Below are 18,829 nucleotides of genomic sequence, written 5' to 3'. Positions count from 1 at the left end.
CTTGAAACGATAAAAATGATTGGGCAAGGACGCATAAATATCAAATACCTGCCCAAAACGCCGTCACTTCGTCCGATCGATGGCGGGCGCTGCGGGTGCAATCCGGTCCCTCGGACGCCAGCGGTCACCGGCGACGAACCAAGTGCAAGGAGCACACGATGGGTCGTTTGTTCAAGCCGCTGTGGAACGAGGGCGTGTTCCTCGGTCCGGAGCACTTCCAGCAGCAGGACCGGTACGTCGAGGCGCGTGTGTGCGATGCGGCGCGCCTGGGCAGCGTCGCCCCCTGGGGCGTGCACGCGGTCGAGATCGACCCCGACGGCCTGGCGCTCGGACAGCTGCATGTGCTGCGCCTGAAGGTGACCTTCCCCGACGGCGAGACCTTCGATTCCGACGGCGCCGACCGCGTGCCCCCGGGCCGGCAGCTGGCCGACGCCGTGCCGGCGGCCGCCGCCGAGGCCTGTGTCTATGCCGCGCTGCCGCCCTTCGACGGCCGGGCTGCGAACTACCGGCTGCAGGACGCCGAAGGCGCCCGGGCCCGGCGCTACTACCGCGAGTTCGAGGACGTTGTCGACGTCGTCAGCGGCCACGCGGGCGCGCAGCTCGCGGTGTCGCGGCGCAACGTCACGCTCATGCTGGACGGCGAGCCCCTGGGCGACTACCAGGTCTGCCCCATCGCGCTGCTGCGGCGCGACAGCAGCGGCGTGCTGCGGGTGGCCCGCGACTTCGTGCCGCCCAGCGTCGCACTCGGCGCGAGCGAGTACCTCCTGCACCTGCTGCGCCGGCTGCACGACATGCTGCAGGCAAAATCGCAGGCGCTGTCGGAGCAGCGGCGCGAACGGTCCAGCCAGCTCGTGGAGTTCGGGGCGGCGGACGTGTCGCTGTTCTGGCTGCTGCACACCGTCAACACCGCGTGGCCCGAGGTGCGCCACCTGATGCAGCACCCGGCGGCCCATCCGGAGCGCGCCTTTGCGGTGCTGTCTCGCCTGGCCGCGGCGCTGATGACCTTCGCCCCCGACACGGGCCTCGAAGAGCTGCCGAGCTACCGCCATGCGGAGCCGGCCGAGCATTTCCGGCGCCTCGACGCGCTGCTGCGCCGCCTGCTGGACACGGTCATCCCCTCGCGCTTCGTGCCGCTGCCGCTGGAGCCGGTGCGGCCGGCGCTGCACTACGGGCGGCTCGACAACGATGAGCTGATCGGCAAGGCGGACTTCTACCTGTCGGTCCACGCGGCGCTGCCCGCGCAGCAGCTCGTCGAGCTGGCCACGCGCGTCATCAAGGTCGGATCGCCCGACGACGTCGACCGGCTCGTCAACTCCGCGCTGCCCGGCGTGGGGCTGATCCACATGGCGCGTGTGCCTTCGGCCCTGCCGGTGAAGATGGGCAGGCACTACTTCGGGCTGCTGGCCGACGGGCCGCAGTTCCAGCGCATGCTGCAGTCGCGGACCATCGCGGTGTACGTGCCGCGTGCGCTGCCCGAGGCGGCCGTCGAACTGATGGCGGTGATGAGGTGAGTACCGCCCGCTTGCCCGAGGGCGCCCGCGCCGCCGGCCGGGTGGACGCTGCCGCCGGGCGCACCGCCTTCTTCGGCCTGTGGCGCCGCCGTGCTGCCCGCCGCAGCGGCCCCCTGCGGCCTGCGCAGGCGGTGCGTCTGGCCGATCTCTACGGCGATCCGCTGTACCTTGCGCTCGACATCCAGCGCGGCTGCCAGGTCGACCACCCCGAGCACCTGCGCACGCAGTGCCTGGCGGCGCTGGACGAAGCGGGCGGCCGCGCGCTGGCCGCGGGCTACGACGCGGCGCAGGTGGCCGACGCCCGGTACGCGGTGTGTTCCTACCTCGACGAGGCGATCCTGCACTCCGACAACCCGGTGCGCGAGTTCTGGCAGGTCAAGCCGCTGCAGCTCGAGTTGTATGGCGAGAACCTTGCGGGCGAGGGGTTCTTCGGCCGGCTGGTGACATTGAGGCACGCACCGGAGGCCAACTTCCGGCTGCTCGAGCTGTACCACCTCTGCCTGATGCTGGGCTTCCAGGGCCGCTACCACCTGGAATCGGGCGAGGAACTGGCCCACATCTCGGCCGGCCTGGCCCAGGAGATCGGCCGCCTGCGCGCCCGGCCGGCCACCCCGCTCGCCCCGCACGCGGTGCTGCGCGAGCGGCGGCGCAGCTGGCGCATCGGCGTGCCGCTGTGGGCCTGGCCGCTGCTGCTGCTGGCGGGCCTGGCAGCCGGCTACCACGCGCTGTGGCAGCGGCTGCATGCGCGGTCCGCCGAGGTCGCGGCGGCCGTGGCGCGGCTGGATACGCTGGCGCCCACGGCAGCGCCGGACCTGCAGTCCGCGCTCGACACGCTGCTGTCCGGCAAGACCGTCGCCTTCACGCGCGGCCGCGCGACGCTGGCGCCCGAGGGTGCGGCCTTCCTCGACACGCTGTTGCCGGTGCTGGCCGGCGAGCCCGAGGCCCGGGTCGCCATCGAGGGGCACACCGACAGCAGCGGCCCGCCGCAGGCCAACCAGGCGCTGTCGGAGGCGCGTGCGCGCAGCGTCGTGCAGTACCTGGCCGCGCGCGGCATCGATGCGGCGAGGCTGTCGGCGCGGGGCTTCGGCGCCACGCGTCCGCTGGCCGACAACGGCACCCCGGCCGGCCAGGCCGCCAACCGGCGCATCGAGTTCCGGGTGCTGCCCGCCCGCTGACCGACGAGGCCCCGCCATGAAGAAGCTGATCGGCATCGTGCTCTCGTACCGGTTCGTCGTGAGCCTGCTCGCGCTCGCCGCGCTGGCGGCGGTGTGGGGCGCCGGCGCGCGCCTGGGGCTGGGCGACCGCGAGGCGCGGCTGGTGGCGAGCCTGGTCGTCTTCGCGCTGTGGGTGCTGCTGCTGCTGGTCGGCGAGCTGCTGCGGCGCGCCTTCGCCGACGGCTGGCGCCAGTGGGCCGAGCAGCGGCAGCGCGAGGCGAGCGCCGCCCCGGACAGGACCGGCCGCGAGGTGCAGGACGAGCCGCTGCGCGCGCGGCTGCTGGCCGCCCTCCACACGCTGAACCATTCGCGCCTGGGCCGCCGATGGCTGCCGTTCATCGGCCCCGGGGCGCGGTACCGGCTGCCCTGGCTGGCCGTGCTGGGGGCCGGCGGCGCGGGCAAGACCCGCTTTGTGACCGGCAGCGACCTGTCCTTCCCGCTGCTGGAGTTCTCGCCCTACGAGGAGAACCGCGACCGCGGCTACGACGGCTGCGAATGGCACTTCGCGTCGGACGCCGTCATCCTCGACACGAACGGCCGCTTCGCGGAGAGCGCCGAGGGCCGGCAGGAGTGGCGCACGCTGCTCGGCCTGCTGCGCAGGTACCGCCGCGCCAAGCCGCTGGACGGCGTGCTCATCGTCGTCGACGCGCCCGGGCTGGCGGCGGCCGGCACCGGCCAGGTGGACCAGCTGGCGCGGCAGCTGCGCGACCGCGTGCATGACCTGTCCGACCGCACCGGCTTCCAGGTACCGGTGTACGTGGTGTTCAGCCAGATGGACCGCATCGAGGGCTTTGACGCCTTCTTCCAAGGGGCCGACGCCGCCGAACTCGCGCAACCCTGGGGCGCGATGCTGTCCTGGCGCGCGCGGCGGCGCACCGGCGCCGCGCGGGCGTTCGCCCGGGAGTTCGGGCTGCTGGCCTCGGCGCTGCGCGAGATCGCCGAACAGCGCCTGCTGCAGCAGCAGCGCAGCACGGCGCAGCGGCTGGGGCTGTATTCGTTCCCGATCGAGTTCGCCAAGCTGGGGCCGGTGCTGGAGGACTTCGTCGGCCGGCTCTTCCAGACCAACCCCTACCAGTTCCGCCCGCTGTTCCGCGGCTTCTACTTTGCCAGCGTGGGCAGCGGCGGCGAGCTCGTGAGCCCGGCCGGCTCGCAGATCCGCCAGGCCTTCGGCGTCGCCGAGGGGCTGCAGCGCACGGCCCCGGCGGCGGGCACGGTGCGCCGCTGCTTCAGCGCGCAGTTCTTCGGCCAGCTGCTGTTGCCCGACCGGCACCTCGCCCTGCGCCTGCCATGGCGGCTGGCGCGCTGGCAACGGGTGGCGCTGGGGCTGTGCGCCGCGGGGGCCGTGCTGGCCGCGGCCGCCTGGACGGCCAGCTACCTCCAGCAGCGCGGCGCGCAGCGGCAGCTCCTGCAGGCCGTGCAGGCGATGGCCGCGGCGCGCGGCTCCGAGGCGCCGGCGGCGTGGATCGAGGCCCTCGACGGCCTGCGCGAACAGGCCGAGCTGGCGGGTGCGCGCCGCGGCGGCGGCCTTCTGTCCTGGCGGTTCGGGCTCGACGCGCGCGATGCCCTGGCGCAGCAGGCCCGCGCCGCGTTCTTCGGGCAGTTCGGCCGCGTCGTGCTCGATCCGGTGGGCCGGCGGCTGGAAGCCCGGCTCTCCGGGCTCGACCTGCCGGCCGCGCGGGCAGGCCGGCATGCGCCGCCCCCCGCGCCGCCGGCGCAGCGGCTGGGCCTGTCGGACGACGAACGCCTGGCCGGGCCCGACCCCGTCGAGGAAGGCTATGCGCTTTACCGGCTCTACAACGGCTTGGCCCATCCGCCGGCGGCGGACGAGGCGGCCGTGCGCGCGCAGCTGCCGGCGCTGTGGGGCCAGGCGCTGGCCGGTGCGCAGCCGTTGGCGCCCGGCGCGTCGGCGGCGCTGGCGCGCTGCGTCGCGTTCTACGCGAGCCAGCTCAAGTCGGCCGACGTGTCGCGCCACGACGCCCGGCAGGCGGTGCTGGGCCAGGCGCGGGACAGCCTCCGAAGCCTCGTCAACGAAGTCGATCCGGTGCGCCGCCAGTACCTGGCCGTGCGGGCGCAGGCGGCCGGCTTTCCGCTGCTGTCGCTCGACCACATGATCGGCGCCGCCGGGGCCGGCGTGCTGCAGTCGGACGGCCGGGTCTCGGGGCTGTACACCAAGCAGGCGTGGACGTCCTACTTCAAGCCGGCGTTCGAGGAGGCCAGCCGCAAGCCGCGGGTCGACGACGGCCTGCTCGCGATGGACGGTGCCGCGGCCCGCGCCACCGCGGCCGATCCGCAGGCCCGGTTCGAGGCGCTGAAGCGCCACTACCTCGACGACTACGCCAGCGAGTGGCAGCGCTTCCTCGGCACCGTGCGGGTGCTGCCGTTCGGCAGCCTGGAGGCCACCATCGCCGGCCTCGGCCGCCTGGCGGACGTGCGGTCGTCGCCCTACGTCGAACTCGTCAGGACGCTGGACGAGCAGACCTCGTGGGACGCCCCGACGAAGCCGATCTTCGAGGAGATCGCGGTGCGGGCCGAGTCGCTGAAGGACCGGCTGCTCGGCGCCGAGGCCGAGAAGCGCCAGGTGCACAAGGGCGAGCAGATCGTCGGCCGCGGCCGCCTGGAAGGGCGCTTCCTCGCGCTGACCGGCCTGGGCCGCCCGGCGGAGCGCGGCGGCGACGTCACCGTGAGCATGGCACGCTACCTGGAGCAGCTGCTGGCGGTGCGCACGCGCCTGGCCAAGCTGCGCACCGGCCATGCGCAGGGCAGCGCGGCGGTGCAGCTGGTCAGGGCGACCCTCGACGGCACCGGCTCGGAAATCAACGACGCCTATGTGTGGACCGAGCAGCTGCTGGCCGGCATGGACGGCCAGACGCAGGATGCGGTGCGTCCGCTCTTCCTGCAGCCGCTGCAGTTTGCATGGGAGGCGACGCTGGCGCCGGCGGCGGTCGAGGTCAACCAGGCCTGGCGCAATGCCGTCGCCGAGCCGTGGATCTCCGCGTTCACCGGGCGGTATCCGTTCGCCGAGGCGCAGGCCGACGCCTCGATGGCCGAGCTGACGCGCTTCCTGCGCGAGGGCGACGGGCTGGTCTGGACGTTCATGCGCCAGCACGTCGACTTCCTCGTCGCCCGCCAAGGCCGGCAGATCGTGCCGCGCACCTGGGGCGGGCGGGGCATCGCGCTGCGGCCCGAGTTCCTCGAGACGCTGAACCGGCTGGCCCGCGTGGGCGAGGCCATCGCGGTCCAGGGCGACACGGGCTTTCGCTTCTACCTGAGGCCCGAGCCCTCGCCGGGCATCGTGCAGTCCAGCCTCGAACTGGACGGCCAGCAGATGCGCTACCAGAACGGCCCGGAAGAGTGGCGCCTGTTCACCTGGCCCGGGCCCAGCACGGCACCGCTGGCCAAGGTCGAGATCAGCCTGCAGGACAGCGGGGTCCAGGTCGCGCAGTTCCAGCGCGGCACCTGGGGCCTCCTGCGGGCCCTGTCCAACGCGCGGATCGAACGGCTGGACGCCGGCCGGACGCGCATCACCTGGGCCTTGCCCGACAACCAGAGCGTGAGCTACCAGATGCGCGCAGACGCCAGCTTCGGTCCGCAGGACCTGTCCCCCCTCTTCGGCCTGCAGTTGCCGATGCAGATCCTCGATGCCGCCGCGCTGCCCGCGCCGGCGCCCGACACCGCGATGCCCGCGGCCGTGGCGGACGCTGCGCCGCCGCTGGTGGCCGGGGCGCAGGGCCGGCCCGATGGCCCGGACCCGCGGCGCGCCGCACGGGGGACGGTCGAGTGAACCGCGTGCCACCCCTGCATTGCCGCGTCGCGGGAGGCGGCGCGTGCACCGCCGCCGGCGGTGTCGAGGCCACGTCGCTCGCCCTGGCGCCCGAGGCACCGCCGCTGCCCCTGCCGCTCTGCGGCGAGCACGATGCGGCCGGCGCGGCGGTCGCTGCGCGGCTGGCGCTGGCCAGCGGCCTGGCGCCGCTCGAACGCATCAGCCGGCTGGTGGCCGGCGCGGCGGCCGACCTGGCCGCGGCCAGCGGCGGGGCGCCGCACCGCTGGCGCCCCGCGCGGCTCTTCGTCGTGATGCCGGAAGCGACGCCCGTGTGGCCGGAGGCGGGCCTGGCCGCGGCGGCGGCGTGGCTGGCCTGGTGCGGCTCGGAAAGAGGCGCGCCGGCGGTTGGTTTCCATGCCGGCACGCTGCAGGCGCTGCAGGCCGCGCAAGCCTTCCTCGCAGGTGCAGCGCCGCAGGCCGAGGCCATCGTGCTGGCGGCGGAGAGCTGGGTGGCGCTCGGGCCGCTGCAGTGGCTGGACACGCTCGACCAGCTGGCCACGCCGTCCTCCGCCGGCGTGGTGCCTGGCGAAGCCGCGGTGCTGCTGTGGCTCAAGCGCGACGAGGGCACGCCGCTCTGGCTGGCCACCGCCGACGAGCGGCTCGACCGCCATGTCGCCGACATCCACCTGGGCAGCGCCTGGAGCCACGCGGTGCTCGCCGCCTGCCAGGCCGCGCGCTGCGAACCGGCCGAGGTGCAGCGGGTGACACGGGGCGCTCATGCGTCGCACATGGGGCTGGCGCGCGAGGAGGGCTTCGTGCGTGCCCGCAACTGGCCGCACCTCGATCCGCTGCAGGCGGTGGCCGACAGTGCCGTGCTGGGCTACCTGGGCCATGCCGCGACGCTGCTGGACCTGCTGCTGCTGTGCCAGTCCAAACCACCGGTCAAGGGCGCGGCGCTGGCGAGCTCGCGCTCGCTTTGGCGTGCCACCAGCGTGGCGCTGCGGGAGGCCGCCTGATGTCCTGGGCGGCACCGTCGATGGAGCCCGTGCCGGGCGATCCGGCAGCGTCGGGCGTCGAGGCCCTGCCGGGCTGCTGGGTGCTTTCGCCCGCGGAGCAGCTGCGGGCCGCGCGCCGCCTGCAGCGCCTGCAGAGGGAGCGGGCGGCCTTGCCTGTGCCGCGGCCGCTGCCCCTGCTGTTCGTGCCGGGGGTCGGGGCCACCCGGCTTGCACTGCACGATGGCGCAGCGCTGTGGGATCCGGATGCCGCCGCGCTGCCGGACGGCGGCGAGGGGGCCGCGAAGCCATGGCGGCAGCCGGTGCGGGTGCTGTCGGACCATGGCGCCGATCCCTGCGGTGCACAGGGCGCCGCGCTCGTGGCGGCGGCCCATCGCTTGCCGGCGTCGGCAAGGGCGGCCGGGCTCGGCGCGCTGCCGCCGCTGGGCGCTGCGCTGCAGGCGCGCTATCAGGCGCTGAAGGACCGCGGCTGGACGGCGCTGCTGCAGGCCTACTGGCCGCTGGCCGAACGCCTGCAGGCCGGCGACAGCACCCTCGTGCCGATCAGCGCGCATGCCTTCGGCTGGGACTGGCGGTCGCTCTCCGCCGCCACGGTCGAGCGGCTGCGCTGGCATGTCGCGCGCCTGCTGGAGCGCACCGGTGCCCCGGCCCTGGTGCTGCTGGCCGAGGGCGCCGGCCAGTCCCTGGTGCAGCAGGCGCTGCATGGCGCCGCCGGCGGCCATGTGCTGGCGGTCTACGTGCTCGATGCGGTGGCGCCGCTGCCGGCCGCCGCCGGCGTGCCGTGGGTACCGGTCTGCCGGCGCGGGGCGGGGCCGCGGCCGCCGGGCGGCGCGGTGGCGTCGTTCGGCCTGCGCCGCTGGCAGGCCATGGCGGCAGGCCATCCCGGGCTGGCGCCGGACGTGCCGGAGTGCCTGGGAGGCAACGCCCACATGCCCGCGGCCGAAGCGGCGCCCGCGCTGCTCGCCGACACGCTCCCGCAAGCCTGCAACGGCCTGCTGCGCGATGCGGCGCTGCGCGCATGGAGCCGGGCTGCGGCAGGCATGGCGGCGTACCCGCCGTTCGAGGGGCCGGCATGAACCGCGCGGGCCTCTACGAGCTGCTGACCGGCCGCTTCGCCGACGGGCGCCTGCTCGAGGAGGTGCCCGAGCGCCAGCACCTCGCGCTGAGCGTGGCGGACCACATCGAGCGCCTGCTGAACTGCCGCGAAGGCGCGCTTGCCACGGCAGCCGGCTACGGGCTGCCGGACACGAGCCTGATCCATGCCAACCAGGCCGTCTCGCGCGAGCAGCTGCGCAGCGCGATCGTGCGCGCGGTGTCGGCCCACGAGCCGCGGGTGAGCGAGGTTGCCGTGCACGACCGGCCCGCCGCGGGCCGGCCGTTCGTGCCCGGCTTTCGCATCATGTGCCGCCTGCGCGGCGGCGGCAGGCTGGAGATCGACGGCTGGCTGGCCGAGGAGGGCGCGCTGCGCCTGCGGCCCCGTCCGCCCGCCGCGGGAGGGGACGGCGCATGATCGATCGCTACTACGAGGCCGAGCTGCGCTACCTGCGGGAGGCCGGCAAGGAGTTCGCGCAGGCCCACCCCGAGCGCGCCGCGGCGCTGAACCTCGACCGGTTCGGCCCGCCCGATCCTTATGTGGAGCGGCTGTTCGAAGGCTTCGCGTTCCTCGCCGCCCGCCTGCACCAGCGCCTGGACGACGACCTCCCGGAGCTGACCGAAGGCGTCGTCGGCCTGCTGTGGCCGCACTACGTGCGCACGATCCCCTCGCTGGCGATCCTGGAGCTGCAGCCCAAGCCCTTCGTGCTGCGGCAGGTGCAGCGGCTGCCCCGGGGCCTGGCCGTGCGATCGGCCCCCGTCGGGCCGGCCGGCGTGCGCTGCCAGTACCGCAGCACCCAGCCGGTGGCGCTGGCGCCGCTCAGGCTGGTGAGCGCCGAGGGGCGGGTGAGCAGCGGCGGGCGCAGCGTGATTTCGCTGGGCTTCGAGATCGAGCCGCAGGTGGCGTGGAACCAGCTCGGCCTGGAGACGCTGCGGCTGTACCTCCATGCGGACATGCCGGTGGCGCTGGCGCTGCGCCGCCACCTGCTGGACCACGTGGGGCACGTGGTCGTGCGGTCGGACGACGGCCCCGCCCGGCGCATCGAGCTGGACGGCGCGCACCGGTTCCGCGCCGTCGGCTTCGGCGCCGACGAGCGGCTGTGGCCGTCCGCCAGCACCAGCTTCGCCGGCTACGAGCTGCTGCAGGAGTACTTCGCCTTCCGCGAGAAATTCCTGTTCGTCGACCTGTGCGGGCTGGAGGCGCTGGGTTTCGCGGCGCAGACCACGCGCTTCACGGTCGAGGCGGTGCTCGACAAGGCCTTTCCGGCCGACCTGCCGTTCGACGCCGACAACATCCGCCTGCACTGCACGCCGATCGTCAACCTGTTCGACCTCGAGGCCGAGCCCATCCGCGTCGATTTCACGCGCGACGAATACCGCCTCGTGCCGATGCTGCGCGAGGCCGACCACGTCGAGACCTACAGCGTCGACGACGTGCTGGCCTTCGACCACGCGAGCGGCCGGCGCCTGCCCTACGTGCCGTTCTCCTCCTTCAAGCACCGCGGCGGCCTGCCGCGCGGCGACAGCCCGGAGCGCTACTTCCACGCCCGTCCGCGCCGCAGCCCATCGGGGCGGCACGAGGTGTGGCTGGCGCTGGGCGGCCATGCCGGCATCGACCCGGCCCAGCCGCCGGCCGAGACCTTGTCCGTGCGCATGACGGGCACCAACGGCCTGCTGCCGCGCAAGGCGCTGCGCGACGCCGGCATCACGGAGCTGGTGGCCGGTTCACCGGACCTCGCCGGCTGCCGCAACCTCACCGCGCCGACGCTGCCGCAGTACCCGCCCACCGACGACCGCTTCCACTGGCGGCTCATCTCGCACCTGATCCCGAGCTTCCTGTCGCTGATCGATGCCGAGGTGCTGCGCAGCACGCTGGCGCTGTACGACTGGAATCCGCTCGACGCGAACCGCCGGCGCATCGAGGGCATCGTCGACGCACGCGGCCGCGCGGTGCATCGCCCGTGCCGCGGTGCGGTGGTCGCCGGCCATGCGATCGAGGTCGACGTGCTCGGCAGCCATTTCGCGGGCGAGGGCGACCTGCACCTGTTCGGCGGCCTGCTCAGTGAATTCCTGAGGCTCTACGTGCCGGTGAACTCGTTCGCCGAACTGACGCTGGTGGTGCAGCCGGCGGGTACGCGCCTGTCGTGGCGCTGCGACTTCGGCGCGCTGAGCCCGCTGTGAGCCGTCCAGTGCCCTCCTCGAAGGCCCGGATGGCGCCCTGCACCGCCGGAGGCCGCACGATGCACAGTGCCTGCGAGGCGCGGCCGTGAGCAGCCCGGCCGCCGTGCCGTTCTGGCGCTACAACTTCTTCCAGCTGATGCGGCTGATCGAGGGCCGCCTGCAGCCGCCCGGGCAGGCCGGGCTGGCGGGCCGCCTGTCGCTGGCGCCGCTGCGGGTGCTGCCCGAGCCCGCATTGCGCTTCCCGGCGGCCGAGGTCAGCGCCTACGACCCGGCCGGCGCCTCGCCGTCGCAGCCGGCGCGGATGCGGGTGACCTTCGGCGGCCTCTACGGGGTGCAGTCCCCGCTGCCCGGCTACTTCCTCGACGACATCGCGCGCGGCGCACCGGGGGCCGATGCGCTCGCCGGGTTCCTCGACATCTTCAACCACCGCCTGAACCTGCTGCATTACGAGGCCTGGAAGAAGTACCGCTATCCCCAGCGCTTCGAGCCGGGCGGCCGCGACCGCCTGTCGCGCAGCCTGCTGGGGCTGGCCGGCCTGGCGCTCGACGGTGCGCAAGCCGGCACGCCGCTGCCGCCCGCCCACCTGCTGGCCTACCTCGGGCCGTTCTCGCAGCGCTCGCGCAGCGCGGAGGGGCTGCGCGGCGTGGTCGCGCAGCGGCTGGGTGGCACCGCGGTGCACATCGAGCAATGGGTGCCGCGCTGGATCGAGCTGGCGCAGCCGCTGCCGCTGCGGCGGGCCGGGGGCGCGGCAGGCGCGCCGTGCATCGGCGACGACGCCGTGCTCGGCCGCCGGATGCCGGACCGGGCCGGCAAGGTCCGCATCGTCGTCGGGCCGCTGGCGGCCGACGGCGTCGCCGCCTGCCTGCCGGGGGGCCGGGACTTCGACGACGTCGTGGCGCTGGCCCGGCTCTACCTTGGCCGCACGGTCGATTTTGATCTCTGCGTGCTGCTGTCCACCGCCGGCCTGCCGCCCGCCGCGCTGCGGCGCGGCGGCCCGCGCCTGGGCTGGACCAGCGCTCTGCGCGGCCCGCTGCCCGGCCGGCTGCGCATCACGGTGCACGACTGCGGCAGCCGCGCCGGGCCGCGCGCCCCGCTCGATCCCGTTGCCCCGCTGTCCCTGCCCGCGCCGCTGCTGTCCGGCGCATCCGGCGGTCCGCCTCCCGGTTGACCGCGCCTCCCGCCGGCGTGCCGACCCGCGCCTGCACCACGAACCGAAAGGTCTCCACCATGTCCCACAGTTTCCAGGCGGAAATCCCTGCCGCCCGCGTCAACATCAAGCTCGACGTGCACACCGGCGGCGCCCAGAAGAAGGTCGAGCTGCCGCTGAAGATGCTGGTGCTCGGCGACTTCAGCAACGGCAGGACGCAGGGCCCCGTGCAGGCTCGCAAGAAGATCAACGTCAACAAGAACAACTTCGATGCGGTGCTGCGCGACCTGCAGCCGGGCGTGTCGTATGCCGTGCCCGACACGGTGGCCGGCGACGGCTCGGAGCTGCCGATCCGGCTCGATTTTGCGAGCATGAAGGACTTCCATCCCGAGCAGGTGGCCAAGAAGATCCCGCAGCTGGCCAAGCTGCTGGCCACCCGCAACCTGCTGAAGGACTTGAAGTCCAACCTGCTCGACAACGCCACGCTGCGCCGGGAGCTGGAGAAGGTGGTGAAGGACGAGAAGACGCTCGCCGCCCTCAAGCGCGACCTCGACGCCATCGCGCCGCTCGGCACCGATGCGCCCCAGGCCTGAACCGCAACGATCCCCGGAGCATCCGTCCATGAACACCCAAGCCACCGCCGCGGCCACGGCCGATCCGGTCGAGACCGTCTACGAATCCCTGTTCCGCAAGGTCAACCTCACGCCGGTGCGCCACGCCACGGGCATCGACGGCTTCACCGACAACGACAAGCTGGCCGAGACCGCGCTCGACGACCGCCTGACCGTGGCGGTGAACGTGCTGCTGGAGTCGATCCAGAAGTCGGCGCAGCACGTCGACCACGTCGACAAGGCGCTGCTGGATTTCCACATCGCCCGCATCGACGGGATGATCAGCCTGCAGCTCGACGAGGTCATGCACCATCCCGACTTCCAGAGGCTGGAGTCGGCCTGGCGCGGCCTGCGCCACCTGGTCGACCGCTGCGACTACCGCAAGAGCGTGAAGACCGAGCTGATCGACATCGGCAAGGAGGCGCTGCGGCAGGACTTCGAGGACACGCCGGAGATCGTGCAGAGCGGCCTCTACCACCACACCTACGTGCAGGAGTACGACCAGCCCGGCGGCGAGCCCTTCGCCGCGATGGTCTCGGCCTACGAGTTCGACCGCAGCCCGCAGGACATGATGCTGCTGCGGCAGGTCTCGAAGGTCGCGGCGGCCTCGCACTGCCCCTTCCTCGCGGCCGCCGGCGCCGCCTTCTTCGGCAAGGAGAGCATGGACGAGGTGGCGCGCATCCAGGACATCGGCGTCTACATGGACCGCGTGGAGTTCACCAAGTGGAAGAGCTTCCGCGAGACGGAGGACGCCCGCTACGTCGGCCTGACGCTGCCCAGCGTGCTGGCCCGCCTGCCCTACGGCACGCAGACCGTGCCGGTGCGCAGCTTCAACTACGAGGAGGGAGTGAAGGGACCGGACCACCGCCGCTACCTGTGGACGTCCGCTGCGTTCGCGATGGCCGCGGGCATGGTGCGCTCCTACGTGCGCAACGGCTGGTGCGTGCAGATCCGCGGGCCGCGCGCGGGCGGGCTGGTCGAGGACCTGCCGATCCACCTGTACGACCTGGGCACCGGCGCGCAGGCGAAGATCCCGACCGAGGTGCTGATCCCGGAGACACGCGAGTTCGAGTTCGCCAACCTCGGCTTCGTGCCGCTGTCGTTCTACAAGAACCGCGACTACGCCTGCTTCTTCTCGGCCAACTCGGCGCAGAAGCCCGCGCTGTACGACACGCCCGAGGCCACGGCCAACAGCCGGGCCAACAGCCGGCTACCCTACATCCTGCTGATCTCGCGGCTGGCGCACTACCTCAAGGTGATGCAGCGCGAGAACATCGGCATGACCAAGGACCGCAAGCTGCTCGAGCACGAGTTCACCAAGTGGATCCGCGGCCTGGTCACCGAGATGAACGACCCGAGCGACGAGGTGCGTGCGCAGTTCCCGCTGCGCGACGCCCGCGTCGTGGTCGAGGACATCGAGGACAACCCCGGCTTCTTCCGCGTCAAGCTCTTCGTGATGCCACACTTCCAGATCGAGGGCATGGACGTCGACCTCTCGCTGGTGGCCCAGATGCCGAAGGACAAGAAGTAGCCGCCGCGCCGGCGGCGCTGCGGCTCAGATGGTCACGCCGCCGTCGACCACGATGCTCTGGCCCGTCATGTAGGCGCTGGCCGGCGAGGCCAGGAACACCGCCGCGCCGGCGATCTCGTCCGGCTCGCCGATGCGGCGCAGCGGCGTGGTCGACATGCGCTGCGCCAGCATCGCCTCGTCCTCCCACAGCGCGCGGGCGAAGTCGGTGCGGATCAGGCCCGGCGCGATGCAGTTGACGCGCACGTTGTGCGGGCCGTACTCCACCGCCAGGTTGCGAGCGAGCTGGAAGTCGGCCGCCTTGGAGATGTTGTAGGCGCCGATCACCGGCGAGCCCCGCAGCCCGCCGATCGAGGAGACGATGACGACGGAGCCCCGCCGCCGCTCGATCATCGAAGGCGCGACGAAGCCGATCAGCCAGTGGTTGGCGATGACGTTGTTCTCGAGGATCTTGCGGAACTGGTCGTCCTCGATGCCCGCCAGCGGGCCGTAGTAGGGGTTGGAGGCGGCGTTGCACACCAGCGTGTCGATCGGCCCGAGCCGGCGGCGCGTTTCGTCCGCAAGGTGCTGCAGGTCCTGCTTCGACGAGATGTTGGCGGGGATGGCGATGGCGCGGCCCTCGCCATGGCGCGCGTTGATGGCGGCGGCCACTTCGTCGCAGGGCGCGGCCTTGCGCGACGAGATCACCACCCGTGCACCCTGTTCGGCCAGGCGCTCGGCGATGGCCTTGCCGATGCCTCGCGAAGAGCCGGTGACGACGGCCACCTGGCCGTCGAGCGAGAAGAGGGACATGGCGCAGACTCCTTGCAAAACCGGCACCGTACCAGCGCTTCCGAAAGTAGGCCATCCGCAACAACGCTAGGCGAGGCGCCGGCATACTTTCTCTTCGAAACCCTATGATCCGCGACATGAAGTACGCCTTGCCGCCCCCGCTTGCCGTGCCGGCACAGACGCCCCGCTTCCAGGAGAAGCGCGAAGCCCTGCTGCAGGCCGCGGTGGCGGTGTTCAACGAGCACGGCGTCAAGGGCGCGACGCTGGCCGACATCGCCGGCCGCGTGGGCCTGGCCACCAACAGCGTCACCTACTACTACCGCAAGAAGGAAGACCTGGCCATCGCCTGCGCGCTGCGCGCGATCGACCTGCACGACGCCATCGTCGCCGAAGCGGCCACGCAGCCCACCGTGCCCGAGCGCGTGCTGCGCTACCTCACCGGCCATGCCGCGGCGTTGGCCGAGATGGAGCGCGGCGAACGCCCGCCGGCCATGCACTTCAACGACCTGCTGGCGCTGCCCAGCCCGCAGGCCGACGAGGCCTGGGCCCGCTACACCGAGATGTTCCGCCGCGTGCGCGGCCTGCTGAAGGGGCCGGAGACCGCGTCGCTCGGCCGGCGCGAGCGCAACGCACGGGGCCACCTGCTGCTGTCAGCGGCGCTGTGGCTGCGGGTGTGGCTGTGGCAGTACGAGCCGGCGCAGTACGTGCGCATGGCCGCCGTGGCGGCCGACGTGATGCTGCACGGCGTGGCCGGCGGGCCGGCCGCCTGGCCCGCGGCCGATGCCCTGCCCGAGGCCGGCTGGCGGCTGATGCCTCGGTCGGGCGACGGGGCCGACGAGTCCACCGAGGCGGCCGATGCCTTCCTGCGCGCGGCCACCGCGCTGGTCAACGAGCAGGGTTACCGGGGCGCTTCGGTCGACAAGATCTCGGCACGCCTGAACGTCACCAAGGGCTCGTTCTATCACCACCACGACAACAAGGACGACCTGATCACCGAGTGCTTCGAGCGCAGCTTCGCGGTGCTGCGCGCGGCGCTGGTGCAGGCGGCCGATGCGCCGGGGAGCGGCGGCGCGCGGGTGTGTGCGGCGGGGAGGGCGCTGGTGCGCTTTCAGCTCTCAGACGACGGGCCGCTGCTGCGCGCCTCGGCCACCAGCGCGCTGCCCGACCAGGCGCACCGCGACACGGTGCGCATCACGCTGCACCAGCTCACGCAGCGCATGGCGGGGCTGCTGGTGGACGGTGTGGTCGATGGCTCGGTGCGGCCGATGGACACGCACGTGGCGGCGCAGGTGGTGGTGGGGGGGATCAATGCCGCTTCGGAGCTGCGGCGCTGGGTGAGCGACGCGGGGCCGGACGATGCGGCTGGGCTCTATGCGCGGCCGTTGATGCTGGGGTTGATGGCGCCGGCGGCGTAGCGCAACTTTTTAAATGATGGGCCCGTTGCTGTCGCTCAACTGGCATGACGGCTGTCAGCGGGAGCAGCCATTCAGCCTTTGCGAGGAAGCCCAATGTCATCGCCACCGGACCTCAGAGTGTTGGCGCCGACCGAAAACTGAGCCACTTTTGAGGGCTGTGCCGATCTAAAACTGAGCCAGGTGTTCGACCTACCCTGCTGCATTTTTGTGCAGCTGGGGATGAGGAGTGATCACCATGGACATGATTGGCAGGATCCGGCGCTTGCATAGCCGGGGCAAGAAGGGCGAGCGCGAGATATCGCGCATGACGGGGCTGTCGCGCAAAACGGTGGCCAAGTGGCTGCACGGGGAGGTCGACGGCCCGCCGAAGTACCGGCGCGAGAAGCAGCCCAACAAGCTGACGCCGTACGTCGAATCGATCAAGCAGGCGTTGAAGGCCGACGCGCGCAGGCCGCGGCACGAGCGGCGCACGGCCAAGGCTCTGTACGCGCAGATCAAGGCTGAGGGGTACGACGGGGGCTACACGCGCGTGACCGACTTCATTCGGGCCTGGCGCCAGGGTGAAGGCCAGGGGGCGGCGATGAACGCCTTCGTGCCGCTGGCCTTCGAACTCGGCGAGGCGTTCCAGTTCGACTGGAGCGAAGAGGGCTTGGTGGTCGGCGGCATCTACTACCGGGCGCAGATCGCGCACATGAAGCTGTGCGCATCAAGGGCGTTCTGGCTGGTGGCCTACCCGAGCCAGGGTCACGAGATGCTGTTCGATGCGCACACTCGCGGCTTCGCCGCGCTGGGCGGCGTGCCGCGGCGCGGCATCTACGACAACATGAAGACGGCAGTGGACAAGGTCAAGAAGGGCAAGGGGCGCGTCGTCAACGCACGCTTCGCCGTGATGTGCGCTCACTACCTGTTCGACGCCGACTTCTGCAACGTCGCCTCGGGCTGGGAGAAGGGTGTCGTCGAGAAGAACGTGCAGGACAGCCGCCGGCGCATCTGGATCGAGGCGGCCAAGCAGGGCTGGGGCAGCTTCGCCGAACTCAACGCCTGGCTGGGCCAACGCTGCCGCGCCCTGTGGGCCGAAGTGCGCCATCCCGAGCACGACCAGTTCAGCGTGGCCGAGATGCTGGAGCACGAGCGGCCGCACCTGATGCCGATGCCGGCGCCGTTCGACGGCTACGTCGAGAAGCCGGCGCGGGTGTCCAGTACCAGCCTGGTGTCGGTGGCGCGCAACCGCTACTCGGTGCCTTGCGAGTTGGTGGGGCAGATGGTCTCGACGAGGCTGTACCCGAACTGCGTGGCCGTTGCCGCCGGCGACGAGATCGTCGCCCGCCATGATCGGCTGAGCAATGCCGGCGAGACGCGCTACGACTGGCAGCACTACATCCCGCTGCTGCTGCGGAAGCCGGGCGCCTTGCGCAACGGGGCGCCGTTCGCCGACATGCCCGAGCCGCTGCAGCGACTGCGCCAAGGGCTGCTGCGCCGGCCGGGCGGCGACCGCGTGATGGCGCAGGTGCTGGCCATCGTGCCGCAGGCTGGACTGGACGCGGTGCTGGTGGCGGTCGAACTGGCGCTGGAGACCGGCCCGCCGGGCAAGGTCAGCGTCGAGCACGTGGTCAACGTGCTCGCGCGCCTGAACGCGGCGCCGGCGCCGCAGACGGCGGCCACGTCGCTGCAGGTGGCCACGCCGCCGCTGGCCGACACGGCGCGCTACGACAGCCTGCGCGCTGGCGCCGACATCGCGGTGGGGGCCAGCCATGACGCGTGACCTGACCCTCGAACTCAAGGCATTGCGGCTGCACGGCATGGCCGGCGCCTGGGCTGAACTACAGGAGCAGGGCCGCAACGCGGGCCTGGACTCCTCGCGCTGGCTGCTCGAGCACCTGCTGCAGGCCGAAGGCACGGACCGCGCGATGCGCTCGGTCAGCCACCAGATGCACGCGGCGAAGTTCCCGATGCACCGAGACTTGGCCGGCTTCGACTTCGCGGTGTCGCCGGTGGACCGCAAGCTGGTGACGACGCTGGCGGAGGCGGCATTCACCGACGACGCGCACAACGTTGTGCTGGTGGGCGGACCGGGCACGGGCAAGACGCACCTGGCCACGGCCATCGGCGTGTCGGGCATCACCCGGCACGGCAAGCGGGTGCGCTTCTACTCGACGGTGGATCTGGTCAATGCGCTGGAGCAGGAGAAGGCACAGGGAAAGGCCGGTCGCATCGCGACGAGCTTGCTGCGCATGGACCTGGTAATCCTGGACGAGCTGGGCTACCTGCCGTTCAGCCAGGCCGGCGGGGCACTGCTGTTCCACCTGCTGAGCCGCCTGTACGAGCACACCAGCGTGATGATCACGACCAACCTGGACTTCGGCGAGTGGTCCAGCGTCTTTGGCGACGCCAAGATGACCACGGCGCTGCTGGACCGGCTCACGCATCACTGCCACATCGTGGAGACCGGCAACGAGTCTATCCGCTTCAGCCGCAGCACGGCCGAGGCCAAGAAGCGCATCAAGGCACGTGAGCAGGCTCGCAAGGGTGCCAAGGCCGAGCCCGAGCAGAGCGACATCTGATCGGCCCCGCGCGGGTGAAGCCGCT

Annotated in this window: 14 protein-coding genes; 13 read left to right on the top strand and 1 reads right to left on the bottom strand. The window is 72.4% G+C overall.

What is annotated here, in order from left to right; all coding sequences use genetic code 11:
- Positions 1-158: 158 nt before the first annotated feature.
- From tssK to tssC, 10 genes are all read left to right on the top strand, one after another.
- The gene (gene tssK / locus V4F39_RS03065) at positions 159-1,511 is read left to right on the top strand and encodes a type VI secretion system baseplate subunit TssK (protein WP_332287772.1); all 1,353 of its coding nucleotides are present in this window, start codon (positions 159-161) and stop codon (positions 1,509-1,511) included.
- Positions 1,508-2,686, top strand: a complete 1,179-nt coding sequence (gene icmH / locus V4F39_RS03060; protein WP_332287771.1) for a type IVB secretion system protein IcmH/DotU — start codon at positions 1,508-1,510, stop codon at positions 2,684-2,686. Before tssK ends, icmH begins: the two co-directional genes overlap by 4 nt.
- A 16-nt stretch (positions 2,687-2,702) precedes the next feature.
- Positions 2,703-6,506, top strand: a complete 3,804-nt coding sequence (tssM, locus tag V4F39_RS03055) for a type VI secretion system membrane subunit TssM (protein ID WP_332287770.1) — start codon at positions 2,703-2,705, stop codon at positions 6,504-6,506.
- A 5-nt stretch (positions 6,507-6,511) separates the two neighbouring features.
- Positions 6,512-7,501 carry a hypothetical protein gene (locus V4F39_RS03050; protein ID WP_332287769.1) on the top strand — a complete coding sequence of 330 codons (990 nt, stop codon included), beginning with the start codon at positions 6,512-6,514 and terminating at the stop codon, positions 7,499-7,501.
- Complete coding sequence (locus V4F39_RS03045) at positions 7,501-8,574, top strand: hypothetical protein (protein ID WP_332287768.1); 1,074 nt, start codon at positions 7,501-7,503, stop codon at positions 8,572-8,574. The genes V4F39_RS03050 and V4F39_RS03045 overlap by 1 nt, the downstream gene beginning before the upstream one ends.
- On the top strand, positions 8,571-9,008 hold the full coding sequence (tssE, locus tag V4F39_RS03040; RefSeq protein WP_332287767.1) for a type VI secretion system baseplate subunit TssE: 438 nt from the start codon (positions 8,571-8,573) through the stop codon (positions 9,006-9,008). The genes V4F39_RS03045 and tssE overlap by 4 nt, the downstream gene beginning before the upstream one ends.
- A complete protein-coding gene (gene tssF, locus V4F39_RS03035) occupies positions 9,005-10,771 on the top strand; it encodes a type VI secretion system baseplate subunit TssF (RefSeq protein WP_332287766.1) in 1,767 nt (588 codons plus the stop codon). The genes tssE and tssF overlap by 4 nt, the downstream gene beginning before the upstream one ends.
- An 85-nt stretch (positions 10,772-10,856) precedes the next feature.
- On the top strand, positions 10,857-11,939 hold the full coding sequence (gene tssG / locus V4F39_RS03030; RefSeq protein ID WP_332287764.1) for a type VI secretion system baseplate subunit TssG: 1,083 nt from the start codon (positions 10,857-10,859) through the stop codon (positions 11,937-11,939).
- Between the two features lie 59 nt (positions 11,940-11,998).
- Positions 11,999-12,511 carry a type VI secretion system contractile sheath small subunit gene (tssB, locus tag V4F39_RS03025; RefSeq protein ID WP_332287763.1) on the top strand — a complete coding sequence of 171 codons (513 nt, stop codon included), beginning with the start codon at positions 11,999-12,001 and terminating at the stop codon, positions 12,509-12,511.
- A 28-nt stretch (positions 12,512-12,539) separates the two neighbouring features.
- Positions 12,540-14,060, top strand: coding sequence for a type VI secretion system contractile sheath large subunit (gene tssC, locus V4F39_RS03020; protein WP_332287762.1), 1,521 nt, complete (start codon positions 12,540-12,542; stop codon positions 14,058-14,060).
- Between the two features lie 24 nt (positions 14,061-14,084).
- Here the strand turns inward: tssC and V4F39_RS03015 are convergent, their stop codons facing one another.
- Complete coding sequence (locus tag V4F39_RS03015; protein WP_332287761.1) at positions 14,085-14,849, bottom strand: SDR family NAD(P)-dependent oxidoreductase; 765 nt, start codon at positions 14,847-14,849, stop codon at positions 14,085-14,087.
- 116 nt (positions 14,850-14,965) lie between these two features.
- Here V4F39_RS03015 and V4F39_RS03010 point away from each other — a divergent pair, with 116 nt between their 5' ends.
- The 3 genes from V4F39_RS03010 (at position 14,966) to istB (ending at position 18,804) form a co-directional block, all read left to right on the top strand.
- A complete protein-coding gene (locus V4F39_RS03010; protein WP_332287760.1) occupies positions 14,966-16,243 on the top strand; it encodes a TetR/AcrR family transcriptional regulator in 1,278 nt (425 codons plus the stop codon).
- A gap of 235 nt (positions 16,244-16,478) precedes the next feature.
- A complete protein-coding gene (gene istA, locus V4F39_RS03005) occupies positions 16,479-18,005 on the top strand; it encodes an IS21 family transposase (protein WP_332287759.1) in 1,527 nt (508 codons plus the stop codon).
- Complete coding sequence (istB, locus tag V4F39_RS03000) at positions 17,995-18,804, top strand: IS21-like element helper ATPase IstB (protein WP_332287758.1); 810 nt, start codon at positions 17,995-17,997, stop codon at positions 18,802-18,804. The genes istA and istB overlap by 11 nt, the downstream gene beginning before the upstream one ends.
- Positions 18,805-18,829: the final 25 nt, after the last annotated feature.

Origin of the sequence: Aquincola agrisoli, assembly GCF_036621135.1 — a bacterium.
In the GTDB taxonomy this organism is placed as follows: domain Bacteria; phylum Pseudomonadota; class Gammaproteobacteria; order Burkholderiales; family Burkholderiaceae_C; genus Aquincola; species Aquincola agrisoli.
Note: the sequence above shows the minus strand (reverse complement) of the source record. Positions and strands in the feature narration are given on the sequence as shown.

Coding starts and splice junctions, on each gene's coding strand:
- tssK (WP_332287772.1), top strand. CDS start 159: ATGGGTCGTTTGTTCAAGCCGCTGTGGAACGAGGGCGTGTTCCTCGGT.
- tssM (WP_332287770.1), top strand. CDS start 2,703: ATGAAGAAGCTGATCGGCATCGTGCTCTCGTACCGGTTCGTCGTGAGC.
- V4F39_RS03045 (WP_332287768.1), top strand. CDS start 7,501: ATGTCCTGGGCGGCACCGTCGATGGAGCCCGTGCCGGGCGATCCGGCA.
- tssE (WP_332287767.1), top strand. CDS start 8,571: ATGAACCGCGCGGGCCTCTACGAGCTGCTGACCGGCCGCTTCGCCGAC.
- tssF (WP_332287766.1), top strand. CDS start 9,005: ATGATCGATCGCTACTACGAGGCCGAGCTGCGCTACCTGCGGGAGGCC.
- tssB (WP_332287763.1), top strand. CDS start 11,999: ATGTCCCACAGTTTCCAGGCGGAAATCCCTGCCGCCCGCGTCAACATC.
- tssC (WP_332287762.1), top strand. CDS start 12,540: ATGAACACCCAAGCCACCGCCGCGGCCACGGCCGATCCGGTCGAGACC.
- V4F39_RS03015 (WP_332287761.1), bottom strand. CDS start 14,849: ATGTCCCTCTTCTCGCTCGACGGCCAGGTGGCCGTCGTCACCGGCTCT.
- V4F39_RS03010 (WP_332287760.1), top strand. CDS start 14,966: ATGAAGTACGCCTTGCCGCCCCCGCTTGCCGTGCCGGCACAGACGCCC.
- istA (WP_332287759.1), top strand. CDS start 16,479: ATGGACATGATTGGCAGGATCCGGCGCTTGCATAGCCGGGGCAAGAAG.
- istB (WP_332287758.1), top strand. CDS start 17,995: ATGACGCGTGACCTGACCCTCGAACTCAAGGCATTGCGGCTGCACGGC.